This window comes from Streptomyces sp. NPDC005820, from assembly GCF_040630255.1.
In the GTDB taxonomy this organism is placed as follows: domain Bacteria; phylum Actinomycetota; class Actinomycetes; order Streptomycetales; family Streptomycetaceae; genus Streptomyces.
This window is the reverse complement of the sequence record NZ_JBEXXE010000047.1, coordinates 26,581-48,206: the sequence shown is the minus strand read 5'-3', so window position 1 is coordinate 48,206 and position 21,626 is coordinate 26,581. Positions and strand designations below refer to the sequence as shown.

General features: G+C 70.1%; 16 protein-coding genes and 4 pseudogenes. 17 read left to right on the top strand and 3 right to left on the bottom strand.

What is annotated here, in order from left to right:
- Positions 1-167 precede the first annotated feature (167 nt).
- The 5 genes from ABZ464_RS41150 to ABZ464_RS41130 all read left to right on the top strand — a co-directional run bounded on the left by ABZ464_RS41150 (position 168) and on the right by ABZ464_RS41130 (position 4,632).
- Entirely contained in the window at positions 168-827 is a 660-nt protein-coding gene (locus ABZ464_RS41150) for a flavin reductase family protein (protein ID WP_359286894.1), read from the top strand.
- A gap of 11 nt (positions 828-838) precedes the next feature.
- The gene (locus tag ABZ464_RS41145; RefSeq protein ID WP_359286891.1) at positions 839-2,032 is read left to right on the top strand and encodes an alpha/beta hydrolase; all 1,194 of its coding nucleotides are present in this window, start codon (positions 839-841) and stop codon (positions 2,030-2,032) included.
- 64 nt (positions 2,033-2,096) lie between these two features.
- Positions 2,097-2,885 (top strand): enoyl-CoA hydratase/isomerase family protein, encoded by a 789-nt coding sequence (locus ABZ464_RS41140; RefSeq protein WP_359286889.1) that lies wholly within the window; start codon positions 2,097-2,099, stop codon positions 2,883-2,885.
- Positions 2,886-3,171: 286 nt separating this feature from the next.
- Positions 3,172-4,326: an MFS transporter gene (locus tag ABZ464_RS41135; RefSeq protein WP_359286886.1), complete on the top strand. Its 1,155-nt coding sequence runs from the start codon at positions 3,172-3,174 to the stop codon at positions 4,324-4,326.
- 30 nt (positions 4,327-4,356) lie between these two features.
- Positions 4,357-4,632, top strand: a complete 276-nt coding sequence (locus ABZ464_RS41130) for a hypothetical protein (protein WP_359286883.1) — start codon at positions 4,357-4,359, stop codon at positions 4,630-4,632.
- A gap of 60 nt (positions 4,633-4,692) precedes the next feature.
- Here ABZ464_RS41130 and ABZ464_RS41125 read toward each other — a convergent pair whose 3' ends face one another.
- On the bottom strand, positions 4,693-5,856 hold the full coding sequence (locus tag ABZ464_RS41125) for a thiolase family protein (protein WP_359286881.1): 1,164 nt from the start codon (positions 5,854-5,856) through the stop codon (positions 4,693-4,695).
- A 268-nt stretch (positions 5,857-6,124) separates the two neighbouring features.
- Between ABZ464_RS41125 and ABZ464_RS41120 the strand changes: the two are divergent.
- The 5 genes and pseudogenes from ABZ464_RS41120 to ABZ464_RS41100 all read left to right on the top strand — a co-directional run bounded on the left by ABZ464_RS41120 (position 6,125) and on the right by ABZ464_RS41100 (position 12,658).
- Positions 6,125-6,785: pseudogene (locus ABZ464_RS41120) on the top strand (3-oxoacid CoA-transferase subunit A).
- Positions 6,786-6,868: 83 nt separating this feature from the next.
- Positions 6,869-7,457 (top strand): annotated as a pseudogene (locus ABZ464_RS41115) (3-oxoacid CoA-transferase subunit B); the annotation flags it as partial.
- Positions 7,458-7,609: 152 nt separating this feature from the next.
- Positions 7,610-8,779 (top strand): annotated as a pseudogene (locus ABZ464_RS41110) (thiolase family protein).
- Between the two features lie 307 nt (positions 8,780-9,086).
- A complete protein-coding gene (locus ABZ464_RS41105) occupies positions 9,087-10,328 on the top strand; it encodes an aldehyde dehydrogenase family protein (protein ID WP_359286878.1) in 1,242 nt (413 codons plus the stop codon).
- A gap of 221 nt (positions 10,329-10,549) precedes the next feature.
- Positions 10,550-12,658, top strand: a complete 2,109-nt coding sequence (locus ABZ464_RS41100; protein ID WP_359286875.1) for a SpoIIE family protein phosphatase — start codon at positions 10,550-10,552, stop codon at positions 12,656-12,658.
- A gap of 224 nt (positions 12,659-12,882) precedes the next feature.
- Here ABZ464_RS41100 and ABZ464_RS41095 read toward each other — a convergent pair.
- Both ABZ464_RS41095 and ABZ464_RS41090 read right to left on the bottom strand, forming a co-directional pair.
- A pseudogene (locus ABZ464_RS41095) lies at positions 12,883-13,074 on the bottom strand (IS21 family transposase); the annotation flags it as partial.
- Between the two features lie 258 nt (positions 13,075-13,332).
- Entirely contained in the window at positions 13,333-14,580 is a 1,248-nt protein-coding gene (locus ABZ464_RS41090; RefSeq protein ID WP_359286872.1) for a helix-turn-helix domain-containing protein, read from the bottom strand.
- 273 nt (positions 14,581-14,853) lie between these two features.
- Between ABZ464_RS41090 and ABZ464_RS41085 the strand changes: the two genes are divergently transcribed.
- The 7 genes from ABZ464_RS41085 to ABZ464_RS41055 all read left to right on the top strand — a co-directional run bounded on the left by ABZ464_RS41085 (position 14,854) and on the right by ABZ464_RS41055 (position 21,595).
- A complete protein-coding gene (locus ABZ464_RS41085; RefSeq protein ID WP_359286869.1) occupies positions 14,854-14,976 on the top strand; it encodes a hypothetical protein in 123 nt (40 codons plus the stop codon).
- On the top strand, positions 14,973-15,899 hold the full coding sequence (locus ABZ464_RS41080; protein ID WP_359286866.1) for an alpha/beta hydrolase: 927 nt from the start codon (positions 14,973-14,975) through the stop codon (positions 15,897-15,899). The genes ABZ464_RS41085 and ABZ464_RS41080 overlap by 4 nt, the downstream gene beginning before the upstream one ends.
- A complete protein-coding gene (locus ABZ464_RS41075) occupies positions 15,889-17,472 on the top strand; it encodes a succinic semialdehyde dehydrogenase (RefSeq protein WP_359286863.1) in 1,584 nt (527 codons plus the stop codon). The genes ABZ464_RS41080 and ABZ464_RS41075 overlap by 11 nt, the downstream gene beginning before the upstream one ends.
- A gap of 5 nt (positions 17,473-17,477) precedes the next feature.
- Positions 17,478-19,205 (top strand): GMC family oxidoreductase, encoded by a 1,728-nt coding sequence (locus tag ABZ464_RS41070; RefSeq protein WP_359286979.1) that lies wholly within the window; start codon positions 17,478-17,480, stop codon positions 19,203-19,205.
- Between the two features lie 154 nt (positions 19,206-19,359).
- Entirely contained in the window at positions 19,360-19,983 is a 624-nt protein-coding gene (locus ABZ464_RS41065) for a CGNR zinc finger domain-containing protein (RefSeq protein WP_359286860.1), read from the top strand.
- 46 nt (positions 19,984-20,029) lie between these two features.
- Positions 20,030-20,698: a lipoyl(octanoyl) transferase LipB gene (lipB, locus tag ABZ464_RS41060; protein WP_359286857.1), complete on the top strand. Its 669-nt coding sequence runs from the start codon at positions 20,030-20,032 to the stop codon at positions 20,696-20,698.
- Positions 20,699-20,983: 285 nt separating this feature from the next.
- The gene (locus ABZ464_RS41055) at positions 20,984-21,595 is read left to right on the top strand and encodes a hypothetical protein (RefSeq protein ID WP_359286854.1); all 612 of its coding nucleotides are present in this window, start codon (positions 20,984-20,986) and stop codon (positions 21,593-21,595) included.
- Positions 21,596-21,626: the final 31 nt, after the last annotated feature.

The following is a 21,626-nucleotide window of genomic DNA, read 5'->3' as shown; positions in this document are numbered from 1 at the left end:
CAACGGTATGGCTATGTCTGACTTGTCTTCGCACCAGGGCTGCCATTGTCACACCCATAGACACTAAGCTCATGTACATGGAAGATGGCTTGCACCTCTCGCACCTCTGACACCTGAGCCGCCCGGGCCCCCGGGGACCGCGCGAACGGAGAGTCAATTGATCATCGATGCGGCATCCCTCGATGCCAGGTCGAGCAACAAGCTCCTCATCAGCAGCGTCCCGCCGCGCCCGATCGCCTGGGTCAGCACCCAGTCGGCCGCCTGCCGCCGACGGTGTCGATCTCCCTTCAGCCCGCTCCGACGAAGTCACCCTGAAGGACACGTTCGTCAACATCCGGGACACCGGCGAGTTCGTGGTCAACGTGGTGTCGATCGGCCAGGTCGACGAGGTCCACCGGTCCGCCTTCGAGTTCGACCCCGGGATCGATGAATTCGAGGCTCTCGGCCTGGAGAAGGCGGATTCCGAGGTCGTGTCCGCGCCCCGGATCGCCGGTGCCCCCATCGCCATGGAGTGCGTGGTCGACCGGATCATTCCCATGCCGCCCATGGACCACGTGGTGTGGGGGCGGGTGGAGCGTTTCCACGTCCGCGACGACCTCTACCTGCCCGGCGGGCGCATCGACACCGGGGCCCTGGGCGCCGTGGGACGCCTCGCCGCCGAGTACTCGCTCGTCGACAACATCTTCACGACCCCGCTCCCCGAAGAACTCGTCAACAGCCTGGTCGCTGCCCGCAGCGCACGGCTCGACGAACGTCCGACGGATTTCTCACCCATCGACACGGCGGAATGGTCGCCTTCCGGATCAACGAAGACAGGACCGAAATGATCAGAGACATCATGCGCACCGACCCTGCCGGCGAGGCACTCCCGGGGGCGCCGACACTGCTGCTCGTCCACGGCTTCCTGGACGACACCACCGTCTGGGACGGCTTCGTACAGGCCCTGCAGGGGGCCGTGTCGGCCGTGCGCCTCGATCTTCCGGGCTCCGGGACCCGCGCGGCCACCCACATGGACCCGGAGAAGCTGAGTCTGGCCCTGTTCGCCGACGAGGTCGCATCCGTCGTCGACGAGATCGAGGGGCCGGTCGTCCTGGTGGGCCAGAGCATGGGGTCCCAGGTGGCCGAGCTGGCTGCAGCCGCCCGTGCCGAGCGCGTGGCCGGGCTGGTCCTGCTCACACCGGTGCCCCTGGGAGGAACGCAGCTGCCCGACGAAGCCGTCGCACCGTTCCGGGCCCTGGGCGGGAACGCGGAGGTCCAGCGTGCGGTGCGCGGCCAGCTCTCGCCCGCGCTGGACGATGAGGCACTGGACAAGCTCGGCCGCAGCGGCCTGCTGGTCCCGCCGCCCGTGGTGGCACGCTATGTCGACATCTGGAACAACGGGGCCGACGCCGCACCGGAGAAGAGCGCATACCCCGGCCCCGTCCTCATCGTCCGCGGCGACCGCGACGGGTTCGTCACCGAGGAACTGGTCACCGGAGCCGTCGCACCGCGTTTTCCCGGCGCGAGCCTGGCCACGGTCGCCGGTGGCGGCCACTGGCTGCATGTGGAACAGCCCGGCACCCTGGCCCGCGAAGTCCTCGCCTTCCTCCAGAACCTCAACGCCGACAGCGCGGCTTCGGGCTGGCGCAGCGGCTTCTCCGAGCAGTCGGCCAGCACCTTCGGCGAGGCATTCGCCGAGGACGTGGTGCTGGAGGCAAGCGTGCTCGTCAAGCCCGTCACCGGCCGGACCCGTGTCGCCTCGGTCATGGCCGCCGCGAGCGCGATCTACGAGTCGCTGGAGTTCACGGCGGAGGCCTCCGACTCGGCCACGACCTACTTGCAGTGGAAGGCAACGGCGTTCGGCGGCGTGCAGCTCTTCGGCGTCACCGTGCTGGAGAAGGACGCCGAGGGCAAGGTCGCGCGGGCGGCGATCCACCATCGTCCTCTCGGAGCGGCCCTGCAGTTCTCCGCGACGATCCGCGATCGGCTGGACGGCGTGGTGCCGGCGGATCACTTCTACGGGGGCGGCCCGCAAGCCTCTGCGGGCGCATAGCCGGAAATCCCCACCCGCGCCCCCACAGACACCGAACGACCCCTCTCGAAGGGATGGAGCACCCATGAGTCACCTGCGCGTCGACATCGACGATCACATCGCCGAGATCATCCTCGACAACCCGCCCCAGAACCGGATCGACGAACAGATGGCTGAGGAGTTGCTCGCCGCGGTCGAGAAGGCGGAGTCGGCGGGAGCGCGCGCGGTTCTTCTGCGGGCCGAGGGGCCCGACTTCTCCTACGGCGGGGACATCGTCACATGGCCCGATCTCGAGGTGCGGCAGTTGCGGATGCTGTTCGAGCGGTACATGTTCGCGTTCAACCGATTCGAGCAGATTCCGGTGCCGGTGATCGCGGCGGTCAACGGCCTGTGCTTCGGGGGCGGTTTCGAGCTCGCGCTGCGCTCCGATGTGATCTTCGCCGGTGAGGGGGCCCGGTTCGGGCACCCCGAGCAGACCCTGGGCATCGTCACGCTTCTCGGCGGGATCTACCGGTCGGCGGCTCGCGTGGGCCGCGCCCGGGCCTTCGAATGGGCGCTGAACTCGGAACAGGTGCCCGCGGCCACCATGGCGCAGGCCGGAGTCGTCAACCACGTCCTCCCCGACGGCGAAGTCCTCGAAGCGGCCCGGGCGTTCGCACGCAAGGTGGCGGCGGGCCCCACCCGGGCGCACGCCGCGCACAAGGCACTGTTGCGAATGTGGGAGGCCGGGGGTGCGAAGGCCGCCGATGACGCGATGTTCGACATAGCCCTTCCGTTGTTCGAGTCGAAGGATGTGGCGGCCGGTCTCTCGTCGGCTGTCGCCGCCTACAAGGCCGGCCGGCCCCGACCCACCGTCGACTTCACCGGCGAATAGTCAGCCCCCTGCCAGCCCCCTGCCAGCCCCCTGCCGGGGACACCCGCCCAGCTCCCAGAAGAACGCGCTCTCCACCTGAGCGCCTGGCGCTTGATCCCCTGCACCACGTCGCGAACCACCACCCGATCTCAGGGGGCGGCCATCGGGCCCGGACGCCCGTCGACCGGCACGCCCGCCGCCACGCATGTCCACGAGGATGCGGCTTCCTGGACCCACCCGAACAGTTAGTTGCATCATGGGACTAAATGTCGCTAGCGTCGGGCCGACCTGGTTCGAGAATCACCGCGTGCGACGAGGAAGCCATGACCGCACCCGAGGGAGCGCCACGCCCGCCGAGTCCATACCTGCGGAGGGGCCCCAGGATGCCGCCGCCCGGCGCCACGCGCTGCGCGTACTGGCATTGAGCAGCCTCGGCACGTTCGTGGTGTTCCTCGACACGACCATCGTCAACGTCGCCTTCGAGACCATGAGCCGCAGTTTCCATGCCACCGCCGACCACCTGGCATGGGTGCTCAACGTCTACAGCCTGGTGTTCGCCGCCGCCCTCATTCCGGCGGGGCGGCTGGCGGACCTCTACGGCCGCAAGCGCGTCTTCCTGATCGGCATCGCCGGCTTCGCGGTGACGAGCGCCCTGTGTGGCCTCGCGCCGAACGTGGAGGTGCTGATCGCCGGCCGGGCGTTGCAGGCGGCCTTCGCCGCCCTGGTCACTCCGACGTCGCTCGCCCTGATCCTGCCGGAGTTCCCGCCGGCCCGGCGTGCGGTCGCGATCGGCACCTGGGGCTCGATGGGGGCGCTCGCGGCCGCGGTCGGACCCACGCTCGGCGCGCTGCTGACCGAGTACGCCTCCCGGCGCTGGATCTTCCTGGTCAACGTGCCGATCTGCGCCCTGATCGTCGTCGCGGGCCTACGCGTGCTGCGCGAGACCCGCGACCCGCACGCCGAGGGCCTGCCCCACCTGCTCGGCGTGCTGATGGTCGCCGCGATGCCCGCGGCGCTGAGCCTCGGCATCATCGAGGGGCCGAGCCGGGGATGGTCCGACCCACTCGTGATCGGTGTTTTCGCGCTCGCCGCGCTGCTGCTGCCGGTGTTCGTCCTGCGCGAGCGTTTCACCGCCCGGCCCGTGATCGACTTCGCCCTGTTCCGCGTCCGGCAGTTCCGGCAGGTCAACGTGGCCACGTTGGTGTTCGCGGCAGCCTTCTACGGCAATCTGCTCAGCAACATCGTCTTTCTGCAGAGGGTGTGGCACTACTCGGTGTTGCATGCCGCCCTCGCGACCACGCCGACCCCGCTCGTGGTCGCCGCGGTCGCGCGCACCGCGGGCCGGCTCTCCCAGACGTACGGAGCGCGCAAGGTGCTGACAGCCGGTGCCGTCTTCTGGACGGCGGGCCTCACCCTCACCGCCTCGGTCGTGGGCGCCGACCCGCACTGGACCACGCACTGACTGCCCGCCGCGCTGCTGACCGGCCTCGGCGTGGGACTCACGCTGCCGGTACAGTCCGAGGCCGCGGCCCAGTCGCTGCCGCCAGGGCGGTTCGCGCTCGGCTCGGCGATCAACGCGAGCCTGCGCCAGCTCGGTGCCGTCCTCGGCATCAGCCTCTTCGTCGCTGTGCTCGGCACCCCTACGGCGGCGACGGCCGTCGCATCCTTCCACCGCGTCTGGCAGGTGTTCGCGGCCCTCGGCCTGACGGCCGGGCTTCTCCTGTGGGCACCACGGCTGCGCCGGGGCCGGGTACCGGTGGCGCCTTAGCAGGGTCGCGAGGCCGCGCTATGGCACCACCCAGCTGGCACCGGCACAACTGAGGCGCCGTCAGAGCCGTTCGATGATCGTGGCGTTGGCCAGGCCGCCCGCCTCGCACATGGTCTGCAGGCCGTAACGGGCATCGCGGTCCTCCATGCTGTGCAGGAGGCTGGTCATGATGCGGGCTCCGCTGCTGCCCATCGGGTGGCCGAGAGCGATGGCGCCGCCGCGCACATTGACCTTCTCCAGGTCGACACCGGTCTCGCGCTGCCAGGCCAGCACCACGGAGGCGAAGGCCTCGTTCACTTCGAACAGGTCGATGTCGTCGAGCGTCAGACCCGCCTTCGCCACGACCTTCTGAGTGGCGGGCGTGATGGCCGTGAGCATGAACAGCGGGTCGTCGCCGACCACGGTGAAGGTGTGGAAGCGGGCGCGCGGCCTGAGCCCGAGCCGCTCGGCCACGTCCGAACCCACGATGAGCAGCGCCGAGGCGCCGTCAGTCAGCGGCGACGAGTTGCCGGCCGTGACGGTCCAGCCGATCTCGGGGAACCGCTCGGCGGTACGCGGGTCGTAGAAGGCCGGCTTGAGTCCGGCCAGGCCCTCCGCGGTGGTGCCCGATCGGACCGTCTCGTCCCGCTGCCCGGCCCAGGCGACCTCCCGGTCGAACTCGCCACGCTCCCAGGCCCCGGCCGCACGCCGGTGGGACTCCGCGGCGAATGCGTCCTGCTCCTCGCGGCTGATCTTCCAGCGGGCCGCGATCAGCTCGGCGCTCACCCCCTGAGGGACCAGGCCGTCGGGGTAGCGCTCACCCACCTTGGGGCCGAACGGGTCGCTGCCGGGCGGCATGTTCGACCCCATGGGCACGCGCGACATCGACTCCACGCCACAGGCGATGGCGATGTCGTACGCGCCGCTCATGACACCCTGTGCGGCGATGTGCGCCGCCTGCTGGGAGGAGCCGCACTGCCGGTCGACGGTCATGGCCGGAACGCTCTCCGGGAAACCGGCCGCCAGTACCGCACTGCGCGTGGTGTTGAAGGCCTGGTCGCCGACCTGGGTGACGCAGCCCCCGATGACGTCGTCGACCAGTACCGGGTCGATGCCCGCCCGCTCCACCAGCGCCGACAGGGTCCGCGCCAGCAGATCCACGGGGTGTTCTCCGTGCAGTGCGCCGCCCGGCTTTCCCTTGCCGACCGGCGTACGAACCGCCTCGATGATCACCGCATCCCGCATGACAGCCTCCTGAGTTCGAGTTGCCGACCGGCCTTGTACCACTGGCGGATTCGTGCAGCCGACCCAGCCCTCGGCGACTGCCACGACACACCGCGACTCATGGGCCCGGTCGGCGGACAGGGTGCGACGCACCCCGCCGACAGCCTAACCCAAGACATAGGTATAAACGCTTCGACTATGTTGAATTGCCTCTTCCGATGCACGGTGACCACCAGCACAGTGGCACCCGAGGCCGCACAGGAAAGGGTGATGTCGCGCGATCTCGAAGATGCGCACGAGCGTCGCCGAAGCCGTGGCAGGGATCGAGAACGGGGCAACGATCATGATCGGCGGGTTCGGCAGAGCCGGTCAGCCCGTGGAGTTGATCGACGCCCTCCTCGACCAGGGCGCCCGCGAACTCGTGGTCATCAACAACAATGTCGGCAATGGCGACACGGGCCTGGCGGCCCTGCTCGCCGCCAGCCGCGTGCGCAAGATCATCTGCTCGTTCCCGCGCCAGAGCGACTCCCATGTCTTCGACCGCCTCTACCGGGCGAAGGAGATCGAGCTCGAACTGACACCGCAGGGGACCCTCGCCGAACGCATCCGGGCCGCCGGCGCGGGAACCGGCGCGTTCTTCACTCCCACCGGGTTCGGCACCCCACTGGCCGCCGGCAAGGAGCACCGCGTCATCGACGGACGCGACCACGTGGTGGAGTACCCGCTGCATGCCGACTACGCACTGGTGAGCGGCCATCTCGCCGACCCCTGGGGGCAACGTGGTCTACCGAAAGACCGCACGGAACTTCGGTCCGATCATGGCCGCCGCCGCGCGGACGACGGTCGTACAGGTCGACCGCGTCGTGGAACTGGGCGCGACCGATCCCGAGACCGTTGTCACGCCAGGGCTCTTCGTCGATCACGTCGTCGATGTCGGGGAGCGCGCATGACTGCGTGAGGGCGTCTTCGTCGGCGCCGCGAACGTGGAAGGCAACCCGAACCCGAGCACCTTCGCAGCACAGGACGAGCCTCGATGACCCCTCTCGGCTCCGGCCTTTCCCGACGCGAACTCGCCACCCGTACCGCCCTCGACATTCCCGAGGACTCCGTCGTGAACCTGGGAATCGGCGCACCGACACTCGTGGCCGACGCCATCCCCGACGACGTGGAAGTGATCCTGCACACCGAGAACGGCATGCCGGCGACGGGACCCGCCCCCGCCCCCGGTCGCATCGACCCGGACCTCATCAACGCGGGGAAGCAGCCGGTCACAGAGCGCCCCGGGGCCTCCTCCTTCCACCACGCCGACTCGTTCGCCATGATGCGCGGCGGCCACCTGGACATCTGCGTGCTCGGCGCGTTCCAGGTCTCCGAACACGGCGACCTGGCCAACTGGCACACGGGCGCCGCCGATGCGATACCCGCGGTCGGCGGAGCGATGGACCTGGCGATCGGGGCCAGGTCGGTGTGGGTGATGACCGACCTGCTCACCCGGGACGGCACACCGAAACTCGTCGCCCAGTGCAGCTACGCCCCTCACCGGCGTGCGCTGCGTGTCCCGCGTCTACACGGACCACGCGGTGTTCGACATCACGCCCGTCGGCTTCGCGGTCCGCGAGTTGTTCGGCAACGCCACGATCGACGCGCTCGCCGCAGCCACCGGACTCCCCCTCAAGGACGGACGAGTCGCCCTCCCTCCCCGTCGCTGGCCGAAACCGGCAGAGCCCGGCGCGGTTCCACCACTCCACCACCCTGAACGATCACGGACGAGATCATGACCGGTAGCTTCGTATAAGACGCGGTACGCACGCCTTTCGGAAAGTACGGCAAAGCACTGTCGGGCGTACGCCCGGACGACCTCGCCGCACACGTCATGAGCGCCGTCGTCGAACGGCAGCCCGATCTGGATCCCGGACTGATCGACGACATCGTGTTCGGCAACGCCAACGGCGCCGGCGAGGACAACCGCAATGTGGCCAGAATGGGCGCGCTGCTGGCAGGGCCCCACCAGTACGCCCGGGGTGACCGTCAACCGCCTGTGCGGCTCCGGAGTCGAGGCAGTCATCCAGGGCAGCCGCGCCATCGAAGCCGGTGACGCCCGACTCGTGCTCGCCGGCGGCGTCGAGTCGATGAGCCGCGCGCCATGGGTCGTGCCCAAACCGGACCGGGCGTATCCGGCGGGCAACACCACCATGGTCTCGACGACCCTGGGATGGCGGCTCGTGCACCCGCGCATGCCCAAGGAATGGACCATCCCCTTGGGGGAGACGGCCGAGATCCTGGCCGAACGGTTCGCGATCTCGCGCGAGGAGCAGGACGCCCCTTCGCCCTGCGCAGCCACAAGAACGCGGCACGCGCATTCGCCGAGGGTGCCTACGCGGCGGAAATCATCGACGTTCCCGGCGTCGACCTGGCCCGGGACGAGGGCATCCGCGACAACACGAGCATGGCCGCCCTGGCCGCACTGAAGCCGGCGTTCCTTGCGAACGGAAGCGTCACGGCGGGCGACTCCTCTCCCCTGAACGACAGAGCGTCGGCAGTGCTGCTCGGAGCGGAGAACGCGCTGCCCGGAGCCAAACCCCTGGCCCGCGTCATCGGACGAGGAGTGGCGGGCAACGACCCGGGCATCTTCGGCATCGCGCCGGTGGAGGCGGCCAACCGCGCCCTCGCTCGCGCCGGCAAGACCTGGTCGGACGTGGACCTCGTCGAGCTCAACGAGGCATACGCCGCGCAGAGCATCGCCTGTCTGCGGTGGCCCGAGCTCGGCCCCGAGAAGGTGAACGTGGACGGTGGCGCCATCGCCATGGGCCACCCCCTCGGTGCCTCCGGAGGACGCATCGTCGGACACCTCGCTCACGCACTGGCCGTGCGTGGCGGCGGCATCGGCGTCGCCACGATCTGCATCGGCGTGGGGCAAGGGCTCGCGGTCGTGCTCGAGGCATGAGCGGCCGCGCCCACGGCGGACACGGCACGGCTCGCTTCCACGATCCGCGGCGGAACGCTCGCCTGCGCGGCTCGATGAGAAAGCGCAGGACGGGGATGCGGCGACAACGCGACCAGGCCGGACCACGGGTGCGCCACGGCGTGAGGTGCGCCCATGGACACCTGGGATCTACTCATCGTCTCCCAGCTCACCCAGCGCTGGGGACGCAGGCACACGCCGGGCCGACAGGACCATGGACACAAGGCCCGCTCAACCAACGAGGGTGACTCCTTGAACACCGACAACGCCGAACGAACCTCCTCCGCCCATGAAAGCGGTGCGATCCTGCGCCGTCCGGGCCCGGCAGGGCGCTGCGGCTCTCGCCCGCGCCTCGGACACGGCCATCGACACCGCCATCCTCGGCATGGCGGAGCGCGTCACCACAGCGCAGCGCATGCTGGTGAACGCGAACCAGGACGACCTCGCGGCGGCCGTGTCCGCCGGGATGTGCCCGGCCCTGCTGGACCGACTGCGGCTGACAGGCACCCGGCTCACAGCCATGGCAGCCGAACTCCGCAGCCTCGCGACCGTCGCGCACGAACCCAGGGACATAGTCCTCGAGGAGCGTCCGGACGGCCTGACCCTGTGGGAACGGCGCCGTCCCGTCGGTGTCGTCGGCGCGAACTTCGAAGCGCGCCCGAACGTGACCCTCGACATCGCCTCCCAGCTCCTCAAGTCGCGCAACGCGGGCGTGCTGCGCACCGGATCCGCAGCGCTGCGCTCGTCCCAGGCGCTGCTGGCTCACGTGGTCGGACCGGCCCTGAGTGACGCGGGCCTCGACCCGGACGCCCTTCAGCTCGTCCCCCACCAGGATCGCTCCGCCGCCTACGCGCTGGTGTCACTGCCGGAACTGGTCCCGCTGGTCATCCTGCGCGGAAGCGGCGACAGCACCCGCGACCTGGGCCGTGAAGCCGCCCGCCACGGCGTCCGTACGCTCGCCCACGCCGACGGCGGCGCGGTGCTGTACGTGGGCGCCGCCGACGACGAGAAAACCGTGCACCAGCTCATCACCGACAGCCTCGACCGCCTTGGCGTCTGCAACCGGCTCAGCCTCCTGCTGATCGACCAAGCGGTGTACGACGAGCGGCTGCCCGGCATTCTCGATGTCCTGCAGCGCTTGGGCATCGCCGCGTCCCTGCCCCCGCACGCCCATCCGCGCGGGTACGAGTGGACGCTCGACCAGGAACGCGCGGCTACCGTGACCGTCGACAGAGCGAACGGCCCGCTGTACGCGGCTCGGATCGCCAACGAGGAGACCTCGGGACTGGCCGCTTCCATCGCAACCCAGGATCCCGTCGCCGCCACGGAATTCATCGACGCCTACACGGGCGCGGGAGCCTTCTGGAACTCCACCACGCGCCTGCTCGACGGCTTCAAACTGCTGCGGCTCCCGGAGACGGAAATCAACATCGACCGGGTCCCCGGACCCCGTGGGCCGGTGACGTTCCGCGACCTGTACCTGCGGCAGTACCTGGTCGCGCCCAGTGAGGGCCCCATCGCTCGGACGTGACGCGGAGCGGGCCGAACCAGCCTGGAAGCTGAGACGTCGGTGGTCGGCTGCTTGCCGGCCGCCGCTTCGTCAAATGGATCGGGCCCTTGAGTCCTACACCTTCAAGGGATGCCCGCCACACCACTTGCCCATACATTTGGATTGTGGGAACCGACACCCATGCCTTCCTTCGCGATCTCGCTCGAGGGCTCGAGCCCCAAGCGGACCAACTCGTCGACGCGATGATAGAGCTCTTCCGCCGCGAGCTTCCCGAGGCGTGGAAGTACGAGGACGTCGCCGCTCTATGGCCCACGACCGTCTCCGAACACGTCACCGCCGTTTTCCACATTCTCGAGCACGGCATTGATCTGGCCGAGGTCACGACGCCACCTGCCGGCATCGAGCTCGCTCGCCGACTCGCCAAGCACGGAGTGCAGATCAATCAACTCCTACGCTCCTATCGGTTCGCCCACGCCAGTCTGACTCAGCTGTTCTCCGAGGAGACGGCCCGTCGCACCAAGTCCCCGGAGCTGATCAAAGCGGCGACGATCGCGCTGAACGCGATGGGTTTCGAGTTCGTCGACCGCACCGCGGAAGGGGCCGTCGCGGCGTACCAGACGGAACGCGACCGCTGGCTGCAGCGGCGGCTGATCATGGTCAATGAGGCCAGCATGCGGATCGGAACCACCCTGGACACCACGCGCACCGCCCAGGAACTGGCTGAGGTGGGTACCGACCAGTTCGCTGATCTCGTCACCGTCGACCTGCTCGATTCCGCATTCCGGGAAGAGGGCACCGAGCCGACACCCGTTCCGTCGGTGGTCCGTCGGGTCGCCCAGCAGTCGGTGTTGGACGGCTACGTGGACTCGGCGGTCTGCACAGGACAGACGCACACCTACCCCGAGGGGTCGGAGCTGGCTCACGCGCTGGCCACCGGACAGCCCCTGCGCCACCGCATCACGGCCTCCGACATCCCCACCTGGTTGGCGGCGTCCGCAGACCATAGACGTGCCCTGCGCACCCTCGGCATTCACTCGGTGCTCCTGGTTCCGCTGTGGGCCCGCGGAAACCCCCTGGGCCTCGCACAGTTCCTCCGCCACCGGACCGCGCCCCCCTTCGACGACGAAGACCTGCTCCTGGCCCAGGAGATCGTCTCCAGAGCAGCCGTCTACATCGACAACGCCCGTCGCTACACCCACGAGCGTTCCATCGCGCTCACCCTCCAGCGCAGCTTGCTCCAGCATCGGATGCCCGAGCAGTCCGCCGTCGAGACAGCGTCCCGGTACCTGCCCAGCGGATCCCGCGCGGGCGTGGGCGGGGACTGGTACGACGTGATTCCGCTCTCCGGAGCCCGCGTCGCCCTCGTCGTGGGGGACGTGGTCGGCCGCGGCCTCCACGCCTCCGCCACCATGGGCCGGCTGCGGACGGCTGTCCGCGCTTTCTCGGACATCGACCTGCCACCCGACGAACTGCTCACCCACCTCGATGACGTGGTCATCCGCCTGCAGCGCGAGGAGGAACGGGGAGCGGACGAGTTCAGCGCCACCTGCCTGTATGCGGTGTACGACCCGGTCTCCCGTCTGTGCTCCCTGGCCAGCGCGGGACATGTTCCGCCGACCGTCGTCACTCCCCTCGTCCCCGGCGGCGGCCCGGACTTCCGTGCGGTCGAGCTCCCGGAGATGCCGGTCGGCGTACCCCTCGGCCTGGGCGGGTTCCCCTTCGAAACAGCCCAGTTCGAACTGCCGGAAGGCAGTCTTCTGGCGCTGTACACCGACGGGCTCGTCGAAAGCCGCACGCGCGACGTGGACACCGCCCGCACGCTGCTACGCGATGTCCTCGCCGAAGCGGCGGCGTCGCTGGAGGAGACCTGCGACAGTCTCCTGTCGGCGCTGCTGCCCAGCCGCCCCACTGACGACATCGCTCTTCTCGTGGCGCGAACCCGGGCGCTCGACGCCGACCGTGTCGCCTCGTGGGACCTCGCCACCGACCCGGCGGTCGTCTCCGGGGCGCGCGCCCAGGCATCCGGCCAACTGGCCGCCTGGGGGCTGGAAGACATGACCTTCACCACGGAACTCATGGTCAGCGAACTGGTGACGAACGCCATCCGCTACGGCAAAGCGCCCATCCAGCTGCGGATGATCCTCCAGTCCACTCTGACGTGCGAGGTCTCCGACGCCAGCAGCACCGCCCCGCACCTCCGCCGCGCCCGGGTGTCCGACGAGGGCGGCCGCGGCCTGCTCCTGGTCGCCCAGCTCGCCCAGCACTGGGGCACACGGCACAACCGCGAAGGAAAGGTCATCTGGGCCGAACAGCTCCTCCCGGACAGCGGGAGCCCCGAACCGGTCCTGTGATGGCCGCTTGCGACCGTGGGAGGCCGTATCACATCCGGGAGAGCCTGGAGGTGGAAGCCGTCCGGGCGGCCCCGGCTCCGACCGGCTTCGCTGGCCCGCTCGGCCTCGCGCCGGGCCTCCTCGACCGGGGCGAGAGCTTGTGCGAACGGTCGGCATCACAGCCACGGCCGTGGCGAAGCCCTTCTCGGAACCACGGGCGCGCTGGGCGGTCTCGCCGGGCGGGTGGACGTGCGCGAGACCGGGTCAGCGGGCGGACAGGCGGGCCGCAGCTCGCGCACCCGCTCCCTGGGCACGGTCATGCCACGCTGCCGGCCGATCCGCTCGGCGATGACGGCGGGCATGGTTGGGGGGGGTGCCCTTAAGAGCTCGCGGATCGCGGGTTCGAAGGCATCGCCCGCAGCACCGGCCGGGGCACGGGCGTCCAGGGCTGCGCCACACGTCGATACCCCTGCGCAGGTATTCCACCTTCGTACGAGAACATCGCGGGCCCACGTGTGTACCGATGCTGAGGCGGCTGATCCCTGGTCGCCCCGCTCCTGCGCGCGGCCAAGGTGGTCGGCGTAGCCCAAGCCGAGGGCGACTCCAACGATCGCCAGGGGCGACGGCGTCCGGTGTTGTCCCAGGACAGCAGGCTCCAGCCGTTCCGGTTCCCTATACACCCCTCACCTGCGACGTCAGCTTGGGCGGGTCATCCATGCCCGGTTGCCCAGGCGGTGCAGGAGTTCGAGTGCGAGGGACACGGCGAGCCGCCGCTCGGCGAGCCGGTAGCCGAGCAGGTATTCGGCGCGCGCGATGCGCTGCAGCACGGTGTTGCGGTGCGTGTGCAGCCGCTCGGCCGCCCGCGGCGCGTTGCCGCCCTCGTCGAGGTAGACGCGCAGGGTGGCGCGCAAGGTCGCCAGCGCCGGGTCGGTTCCGCACAGTGGTCCGAGAGTGGAGGTGACGAACTCGTGCGCCTGTTGCATGTCATGGCCTACGAGGACGACAGCCTCCACGTCGTGGTAGGGGGTGAAGCGGTCTCCGTCGGGGTTGCCGCCCAGGAGCCGCTGGGCGGCGAGTGCCGCGAAGTGGCTGCGCCGGAATCCGGCGAGGCCGTCCCGGGACGGACCGAGTACGGCGCGGACGCCCGGCGCGGCATGGGACATGGCCTCGCGCAGCACGTCCCAGTCCGGGGCGTTGCGGGTGGCGATCCAGCCCCACAGGGTCGAGGTGCCCGCAGGGAGGGTCAGCGGGCGGCGGGCATGGGCCGCCGCGGCCAGGAGTCCGGCGGCCTGCTCGAGTACGCCGTGCGCCTCGCCGGGCGGATCCGCCCACACCACCATGGCGGTGTGCCGGGCGGCGAGGTCGTAGTCGAGCCGCCGGCCGGCCCTGTCTGCGCTGATGGGAGCGCCGTCCAGCATGAGGCGAATGGTTTCGGCCCGCCGGGCCAGCTCTCCTGAGAGCAGGTCCTGCCGTTCCTGTTCCATGCGGGTGATGGCGGCGTCGAGGGCGCTGTTGATGTAGTCGGACAACAGGGCCGAGGACTCACGCAGCACCGCGACCAGATCGTCGCGTGCCTCCACGGTCGCGGCGGCGACGTCCATCCACCACCGCCAGGCCGCGTCATGGCCGCACCGGTAGGCCTGCACGAGAACCTCGAGTTCAATGCCGCGGCGCACCAGCGTCCGGGCCAGGTCGAGGGTCTCCAGCGGTGCGCCGCGAGGAACCGGTTCGCCGGGGCGTCGCTGCAGGACGGTCAACATGCGCAGCCCGTTGGCCCGGCTGCTGGCCCTGCTCTCGGCGGCAAGGGTGGGGTCCTCGGCCAGGACGGGTACGACCGCGAAGGTAGCTGCGTCGATGTCGGCCAGCATGTCGTCGATCTCGGCGAGGCATCGCTCGGCGACCTGACTGATCAGAATCGCGACGTCCGGAGCGGTCGTCTGCATGACCGACAGGTTACGCACTCGTGACAGCGCGGGACAAGAAATGGGCCGTCGCACAAAGATCACGGCGAACTTTGGGCCGCCGCACATCGTCCGGACCGGTGGCCACGACTTACGGTTTGGCGCAACACGTCACATCGTGCGCAGCACAGACAAAACGTGACAGATGACGGGCCACCCCCCAGCTACCCGGAAGTCTTCTGACCGCCCCTTTTCCGGGGCCGGACCTCCTTGAGCGACCTCTGCCTGTTCCCTCTCCCGTACCTCGGAGAAGCCATGCCGGACAACAGCGTCCACGACGGCGACCTCACGATCGTCCGTACCAGAGCCCGCAAGCGGGTCACCATCTCTCCCACCGGCCCGGCGCGGGTCTCCGCACGGCCCCGGGTACGAGCATGAGCGGCGTCCTACCCCGTCCGGTGATGCGTGCCGCCGTGCGGCTGGCCGTCCGCCCGGTCCTGGGCCCCAGGGTGCCGGTCCGGCCGCAGCGTCGGATGCTGCACATGCTGAGCCGCTACCCCCTCCTGCCCCGCGACACCCGGCCGGCCGCGGTCCACCTGAGCGACCGCCCGGCCGAACGCGTCAGCGGGCCCGGCACCGACGACTCGCGCGCGGTGCTCTACCTGCACGGTGGCGGCTACACCATCGGCTCACCGGCCAGCCACCGCGCCCTGGCGGGGCACCTGGCCGCGGCCGCCGGAGCACCCGTATACGTGCTGGACTACCGGCTGGCCCCCGAACACCCGTATCCGGCGGCGGTCGACGACGCGGCGGCCGCCTACCGGGCGCTGCTGGACAGCGGCCTCGACCCGCAACGGCTGACAGTGGCCGGCGACTCGGCCGGCGGCGGCCTGGCCCTGGCCCTGATGGTGCGGCTTCGCGCGTCCGGCATACCGCTGCCTGCGGCGCTGGCGCTCGTCTCGCCCTGGGTGGACCTGACCCTCGGCAACGTGCGCGACGACCGGCGAGATCCGCTGCTGCGGGCTTCCTGGCTGCGGGCCTGTGCGGAGCGCTATGCCGGTCCCGCAGATCCGCGTGCCCCCGAGCTCTCCCCTCTGTACGCCGACCTGACCGGACTGCCGCCGACGCTCGTGCACAGCGCCGATGGCGAGATCCTCCTGGCCGACATCGAGCGCCTGGTTGAGCGGGCCGAGGCCGCCGGAGTCCCGGTGGTCCACCGGCGGCTGGAGCGGATGTGGCACGTGGCCCATCTGCACGCGGGCCTGGTCAAGGCCTCCACGACGGCCGTGCACGAGATCGGCGCGTTCCTGCGCAACGCATTGGACCACGACTCCGGGATGGGGAACCTCCATGTCAACTGACCACTTCGTGACAGGCACGATCGGGCTTCCGGCCTCGCTCACCCCGGCGCTGGTCGAGCGCCTCGTCCGGCGGGTGAGCGCCGGATCGGCCGAGCGGACGACCACCTACGCCCCCTACACAGGTGCTCCCCTGGCCGAGCTGCCGGTCTCCACCGCCGAGGACGTGGAAGCGGCCTTCACGGCGGCCAGGCGCGCCCAGCGGGCCTGGCGGAACACTCCGGTCGCGCAGCGCGCGCGCATCTTCCTGCGCTTCCACGACCTGGTGCTCGAGCGCCAGGACGAGATCATGGACCTGATCCAGGCCGAGAACGGCAAGGCCCGCCAAGACGCGTTCCTGGAGATCGGTGACATCGCGCTCACGGCCCGCTACTACGCCCGCACCGCCCGGGCCCTACTACGGCCGCGGCGCCGCCGGGGCGTGTTCCCGGTACTCACCCACACCACCGAGCTGCGCCATCCCAAGGGCGTGGTCGGCGTGATCTCGCCGTGGAACTACCCGTTCACGCTGGGGACCGGGGACACCATCCCGGCACTGCTGGCGGGCAACGCTGTGGTGCAGAAGCCGGACACCCAGACGGCACTGTCCGCTCTGTGGTCCGCCGAGCTGCTGTACGAGGCCGGCCTGCCCGAGGGACTGTGGCAGATCGTCCTGGGCAGGTCGCAGGAGGTCGGCCCTCCGTTGATGGCCGGCGCCGACTACATGATGTTCACCGGGTCCACCGCCACCGGCCGCCGCATCGCCGGCGATGCCGGACAACGGCTGATCGGTGCCTCCCTGGAGCTCGGGGGCAAGAACGCCCTGATCGTGCTCGACGACGCCGATCCGGACAAGGCCGCCGAGGGCGCGGTGCGGGCCGCCTTCTCCAACACCGGCCAGCTGTGCACCTCCGTCGAGCGGCTCTACGTACACGACGCGGTCTACGACGCCTTCCTCACCCGCTTCCTGGCCCGGGTCCAGGCCATGCCGCTGGGCGCGGCGTACGACTACAGCCGCGCCATGGGCTCGTTGACCTCCCCGGCCCAGCTGACCAGCATCAGTGCCCATGTCGAGGACGCGGTGGCCAAGGGCGCCACGGTGCTGGCCGGCGGCCGGGCCCGCCCGGACCTGGGCCCGTACTTCTACGAACCCACCGTCCTGACCGGTGTCAAGCCCGGCATGGCCTGCCACGGTGACGAGACATTCGGCCCGGTGGTGGCCGTCTACCGCTACCACGACCTGGACGAGGCCGTGGAGGCGGCCAACGACACCCCGTACGGCCTCAACGCCAGCGTGTGGACCGGCAACGGCCGACGCGGGCGGGCGGTCTCGGCCCGGCTGCACGCCGGCACCGTGAACGTCAACGAAGGCTTCGCGGCCACCTGGGCCAGCGTGGACGCCCCCATGGGCGGCATGGGCGATTCGGGCCTGGGCCGCCGGCACGGGGCCGAGGGCCTGCTCAAGTACACGGAGGCCCAGACCGTCGCCCACGCACGGCTCCTGAATCTCGCACCGCCCAAGGGAATGTCGTTCCCGCGGTGGGCCGCGTCCCAGACCTTCTCGCTCAAGGCGATCAAGCGCGCAGGAATGAAGTGAACGACATGACGTACGACTACGACGTGCTGGTCATCGGCTCCGGCTTCGGCGGCTCGGTGTCCGCGCTGCGGCTGACCGAGAAGGGCTACCGGGTCGGGGTTCTGGAGGCCGGACGGCGTTTCGAGGCCGCCGACATCCCGAAGACCTCCTGGGATGCGCGCAATTTCGTGTGGGCGCCCCGGCTGGGCCTCTACGGCCTGCAGCGGATGTACTGGCTCAAGGACGTGGTGCTGCTGGCTGCCGCCGGCGTGGGCGGGGGTTCCCTGATCTACGCCAACACCCTCTACGAGGCGCCGGACCCGTTCTACAAGGACCTTCAGTGGGCGCACATCACCGACTGGAAGAGTGAGCTGGCGCCGTACTACGACCAGGCCAAGCGCATGCTCGGGGTGACCACCAACCCGCTGGTCACCCCGGCCGACGAGGTCCTGAGACAAGTCGCCGAGGACATGGGCGTCGGCCACACCTTCCGCGCCACCCCGGTGGGCGTGTTCTTCGGCGGGGCCGACACCCCGCCGGGTACCGAGGTCGCCGACCCGTTCTTCGGCGGCAGCGGCCCGAGCCGCAACACCTGTACCCGCTGCGGGGCGTGCCAGACCGGCTGCGCGCACAACGCCAAGAACACCCTGGACAAGAACTACATCTACCTGGCGGAACACAGCGGCGCCGAGGTCCACCCGCTGACCACGGTGCGCGGGGTGCGCCCGCTGGCGGGCGGGGGATACGCGGTGGACACGGTGCGCAGCGGCCGCTCGCCGCGGCGTCGTGGGAACCTGCGCACCTTCACCGCCGAGCAGGTGATCTTCTCCGCGGGCACCTACAACACCCAGAAGCTGCTGCACCGCCTGCGTGACACCGGCGTACTGCCAAGTATCTCCCGCCGACTGGGCCTGCTGACCCGGACCAACTCCGAAGCCCTCCTGGGCGCCAAGTCCAAGCGCCGCGACGTCGACTACAGCAGCGGTGTGGCGATCACCTCCTCGTTCCACCCCGACGAGCACACCCACGTCGAGCCGTTCCGCTACGCCAAGGGCAGCAACACCATCGGCCTGCTGCAGACCGCCCTGACCGACGGCGACAAGCCGCATCCGCGGTGGGTCACCTGGCTCATGGAGCTCGCCCGCAACCCGCGGCACCTGGGCTCACTGTGGGTGCGGCACTGGTCGGAGCGGACGATCATGCTGTTGGTGATGCAGTCGCTGGACAACTCCATCACCATGTCCGGCAAGAAGACCCGTTTCGGGCGGCACAAGCTGACCACCAGCCAGGGCCACGGCGCACCCAACCCGACCTGGATCCCCGTGGGCAACGAGGTCGCCCGCCGTGCCGCCGAGAAGATCGGCGGCACCCCCACCGGCACGATCGGCGACATCTCCAACACCCCGGCGACCGCGCACTTCCTCGGGGGCTGCGCCATCGGCGACTCGCCGGAGACCGGGGTCATCGACCCCTACCACCGCCTCTACGGCCATCCCGGACTGCACGTGGTCGACGGCTCGACGATCTCGGCCAACCTCGGGGTGAACCCGTCCCTGACGATCACCGCCCAGGCCGAACGGGCGATGGCGCTGTGGCCCAACAAGGGCGAAGCCGACCAGCGGCCGCGCCTGGGCTCGGCCTATCACCGCCTGCGTGCGGTCAGCCCTCGGCGTCCCGCAGTACCCGAGCACGCCCCGGCCGCGCTACGGCTGCCGATTGTCGGGGTCCGCCACGGGGAGCAGACGACCCAGTAGAGGGCCACGCACGGTGACCCTGTCCCACCGGAGGACGAGGACAAGGCGGTGCCGCCCGGGCGGCACCGCCCCACCTCGCTTCGTCGTCACAGGCAAAGGCGTTAGTCTCTTACGAGGAGACACCCGCCCCTGCGACGACATCGGGAGGACCAAGATGACTACGGCGGCCCATTGGCCAGCCTCGGCCCGCTACCAGCAGGTCCAGGACACCGCCCCGGGAGGCCTGGGCTTCGTACAGGATCTGCTCAACACGGCGAGCCTGGGCAAGCCCCGTAAGCCCGACCTCCTGGAGAGCGTCGACACAGCCGGGGAATGGCTCACGTCCTCCCTGGCCGCGCTCGGCACGCTCGACCCCACCGCTCCCCCGCCCCACCCCCTCGACACACGCGGCCTCACACGCCTCCGCACCCTGCGCGACGACCTCCGCACCGCGCTGGCCACCAGCCACACCGACGAACCAACCCCCACCGGCACCGCCCCGCCGATCCGGGTCACGGCAACCATCAGCGTGGACGCGGAGGGCGCACGACTGGAGCCCCGCGGCACGGGCGCCGAACTCCTTCGTTCCTACGTCCTGATCCAACTGGCCGCCGCCACCTACGCCGACACACTGCGCCGACTGAAGGTGTGCGCCAACCCCCGCTGCCGCGGCGCCTTCTACGACCGCTCCAAGAACTGCTCACGTCTCTGGCACGACGTCACCACCTGCGGCAACACCCAGAACGTACGCGCCTACCGAGCCCGCCAGAAGGAACGCGGACTCGCCTCACGGCACTGAGGTGACCGCTTCCGCGGGCTCACATCCGGCAACTCGGAGGAACATCATGGGGCCGGCCGGTCTGGAACGGATCGATCTGGGCGAAGTGCCGTACGAGGTGGCACTGGCCGACATGACCCGGTGGGTCACCGAGCGGAAGGAGGGGCGTGCCGGTGACCGGCTGTTCCTTCTGACGCACCCGGCGGTGATCACCTACACGGCACGGACCCTGGCCGGTCAGCTCCCTGATCCGCGTTCGCCGATAACCCTGTTCGAGGTCGACAGGGGCGGTCACGCCACGTATCACGGGCCTGGACAGCTCATCGGCCACCTCGTGGTGAACGTACGCGACCTCGGCCCCCGCGGCCTGGTACGCCGGGTCGAGCAGGCTCTGATCAACGCGCTGGGATCGCTCGGTTTCGAGGCGGTACGACGGGACACGCCTCGGGGTTCGGAGAGCCTGGTCGGCGTGTGGACGCCCGACCACCGCAAGATCGCTTCCATCGGCATGCGCATCAGCGGCAGTGTGACAAGCCACGGCTTCGCCCTCAACATCGCCCCCGATCTCGACGTCTACAGCACCTTCATGTCCTGCGCGCTGCCGGACGTCCGAATGACATCACTCGCGGAACTCGCCGAAGAATCGGGGCTGCCCACACCCACCGAAACCCAAGTGCGGGACGCCGTAAGCGCAGCCCTGGCAACCGAGCTCACGGCGGCCCGAACGCACTCATGAGTGCGTCCCGCGGCCCGGGGTCTGCCGCAGCCACGAGCAGATCGTCCTCCTGGGTTTCGCCGGTTCACGGCGATCCGCCGCACATACGAGGAGCCAGGCGCCGGGTTCCAGTACTGCTTCCGCCCCGACGCGCACCGTCGTCAGACGGGAGACCGAGAAGGCGACGCAGTCCGGCTGCGGCACGATCCGGGCGGCGGCACCCTACTTGACGCGGCACTTGAGGAGTGGCCCAGCCCTGAGACAGGGTCGGCGGCCGACATCAACTCCACCGTCATCGACCATCTGATGGGCCACGACGCCTTCGCCCACCACGGCCGCGGCAGCTCCGCTCTCGTGATCATCGGCGCGCTGCACGTCCGCCCGGCGCAGACGGTCGGTGAGCTCGTCGGCTCGGCATCGGTGTCCCGAGCCACGGCCTACCGGACCTTGCACCGCTTGGCCGACCACGGCCTCGTGGACCACAGCGGGGAAACCTGGACTCTCGCGCCCCGCGCACTGGAAGGCTTCGGTGCCAGCTCGCCGGAGGCCGTTCCCGACCCGACCGCGCACCCAGCACACGGCTGGGACGCCGTCGCCCGGCAGTACGACACCGCAGGGGTCGCGGCCCGGCGCAAGGCACTGCACGCGGCCGAGCGCGCGTCGTATCGGGAGGCATTGGAACGGCTGTCGAAGCACCGCAGAAAGGCCATGGTGCTCGTGCGTGACGGCCGCCAGGTCATCGTCCCAGCGCCCCGCCCCGACGAGACAGCCGCGGGAGAAACGAGGCGTACTGCCCGACGCCTGCTGATCGAGGCCGGTGGCACCGTGCGCACCACGCAGCAGACGCTGCGGATGCGCTCCGCAGCGCAGGCCGCCGAGCAGCGCAAGCTCGCGCTGTGCCCTGCGGGCACGGTATGAGGCCGGAGCCACAGTCCCGGGCCTCGCCAGC

What these genes read in the sequence shown, in the direction of transcription:
- ABZ464_RS41150 (WP_359286894.1), top strand. Translation starts at nt 168, where the DNA reads ATGCGGCATCCCTCGATGCCAGGTCGAGCAACAAGCTCCTCATCAGCA.
- ABZ464_RS41145 (WP_359286891.1), top strand. Translation starts at nt 839, where the DNA reads ATGCGCACCGACCCTGCCGGCGAGGCACTCCCGGGGGCGCCGACACTG.
- ABZ464_RS41140 (WP_359286889.1), top strand. Translation starts at nt 2,097, where the DNA reads ATGAGTCACCTGCGCGTCGACATCGACGATCACATCGCCGAGATCATC.
- ABZ464_RS41125 (WP_359286881.1), bottom strand. Translation starts at nt 5,856, where the DNA reads ATGCGGGATGCGGTGATCATCGAGGCGGTTCGTACGCCGGTCGGCAAG.
- ABZ464_RS41105 (WP_359286878.1), top strand. Translation starts at nt 9,087, where the DNA reads ATGAAAGCGGTGCGATCCTGCGCCGTCCGGGCCCGGCAGGGCGCTGCG.
- ABZ464_RS41100 (WP_359286875.1), top strand. Translation starts at nt 10,550, where the DNA reads ATGATAGAGCTCTTCCGCCGCGAGCTTCCCGAGGCGTGGAAGTACGAG.
- ABZ464_RS41090 (WP_359286872.1), bottom strand. Translation starts at nt 14,580, where the DNA reads ATGCAGACGACCGCTCCGGACGTCGCGATTCTGATCAGTCAGGTCGCC.
- ABZ464_RS41085 (WP_359286869.1), top strand. Translation starts at nt 14,854, where the DNA reads ATGCCGGACAACAGCGTCCACGACGGCGACCTCACGATCGTCCGTACC.
- ABZ464_RS41080 (WP_359286866.1), top strand. Translation starts at nt 14,973, where the DNA reads ATGAGCGGCGTCCTACCCCGTCCGGTGATGCGTGCCGCCGTGCGGCTG.
- ABZ464_RS41075 (WP_359286863.1), top strand. Translation starts at nt 15,889, where the DNA reads ATGTCAACTGACCACTTCGTGACAGGCACGATCGGGCTTCCGGCCTCG.
- ABZ464_RS41070 (WP_359286979.1), top strand. Translation starts at nt 17,478, where the DNA reads ATGACGTACGACTACGACGTGCTGGTCATCGGCTCCGGCTTCGGCGGC.
- ABZ464_RS41065 (WP_359286860.1), top strand. Translation starts at nt 19,360, where the DNA reads ATGACTACGGCGGCCCATTGGCCAGCCTCGGCCCGCTACCAGCAGGTC.
- lipB (WP_359286857.1), top strand. Translation starts at nt 20,030, where the DNA reads ATGGGGCCGGCCGGTCTGGAACGGATCGATCTGGGCGAAGTGCCGTAC.
- ABZ464_RS41055 (WP_359286854.1), top strand. Translation starts at nt 20,984, where the DNA reads ATGGGCCACGACGCCTTCGCCCACCACGGCCGCGGCAGCTCCGCTCTC.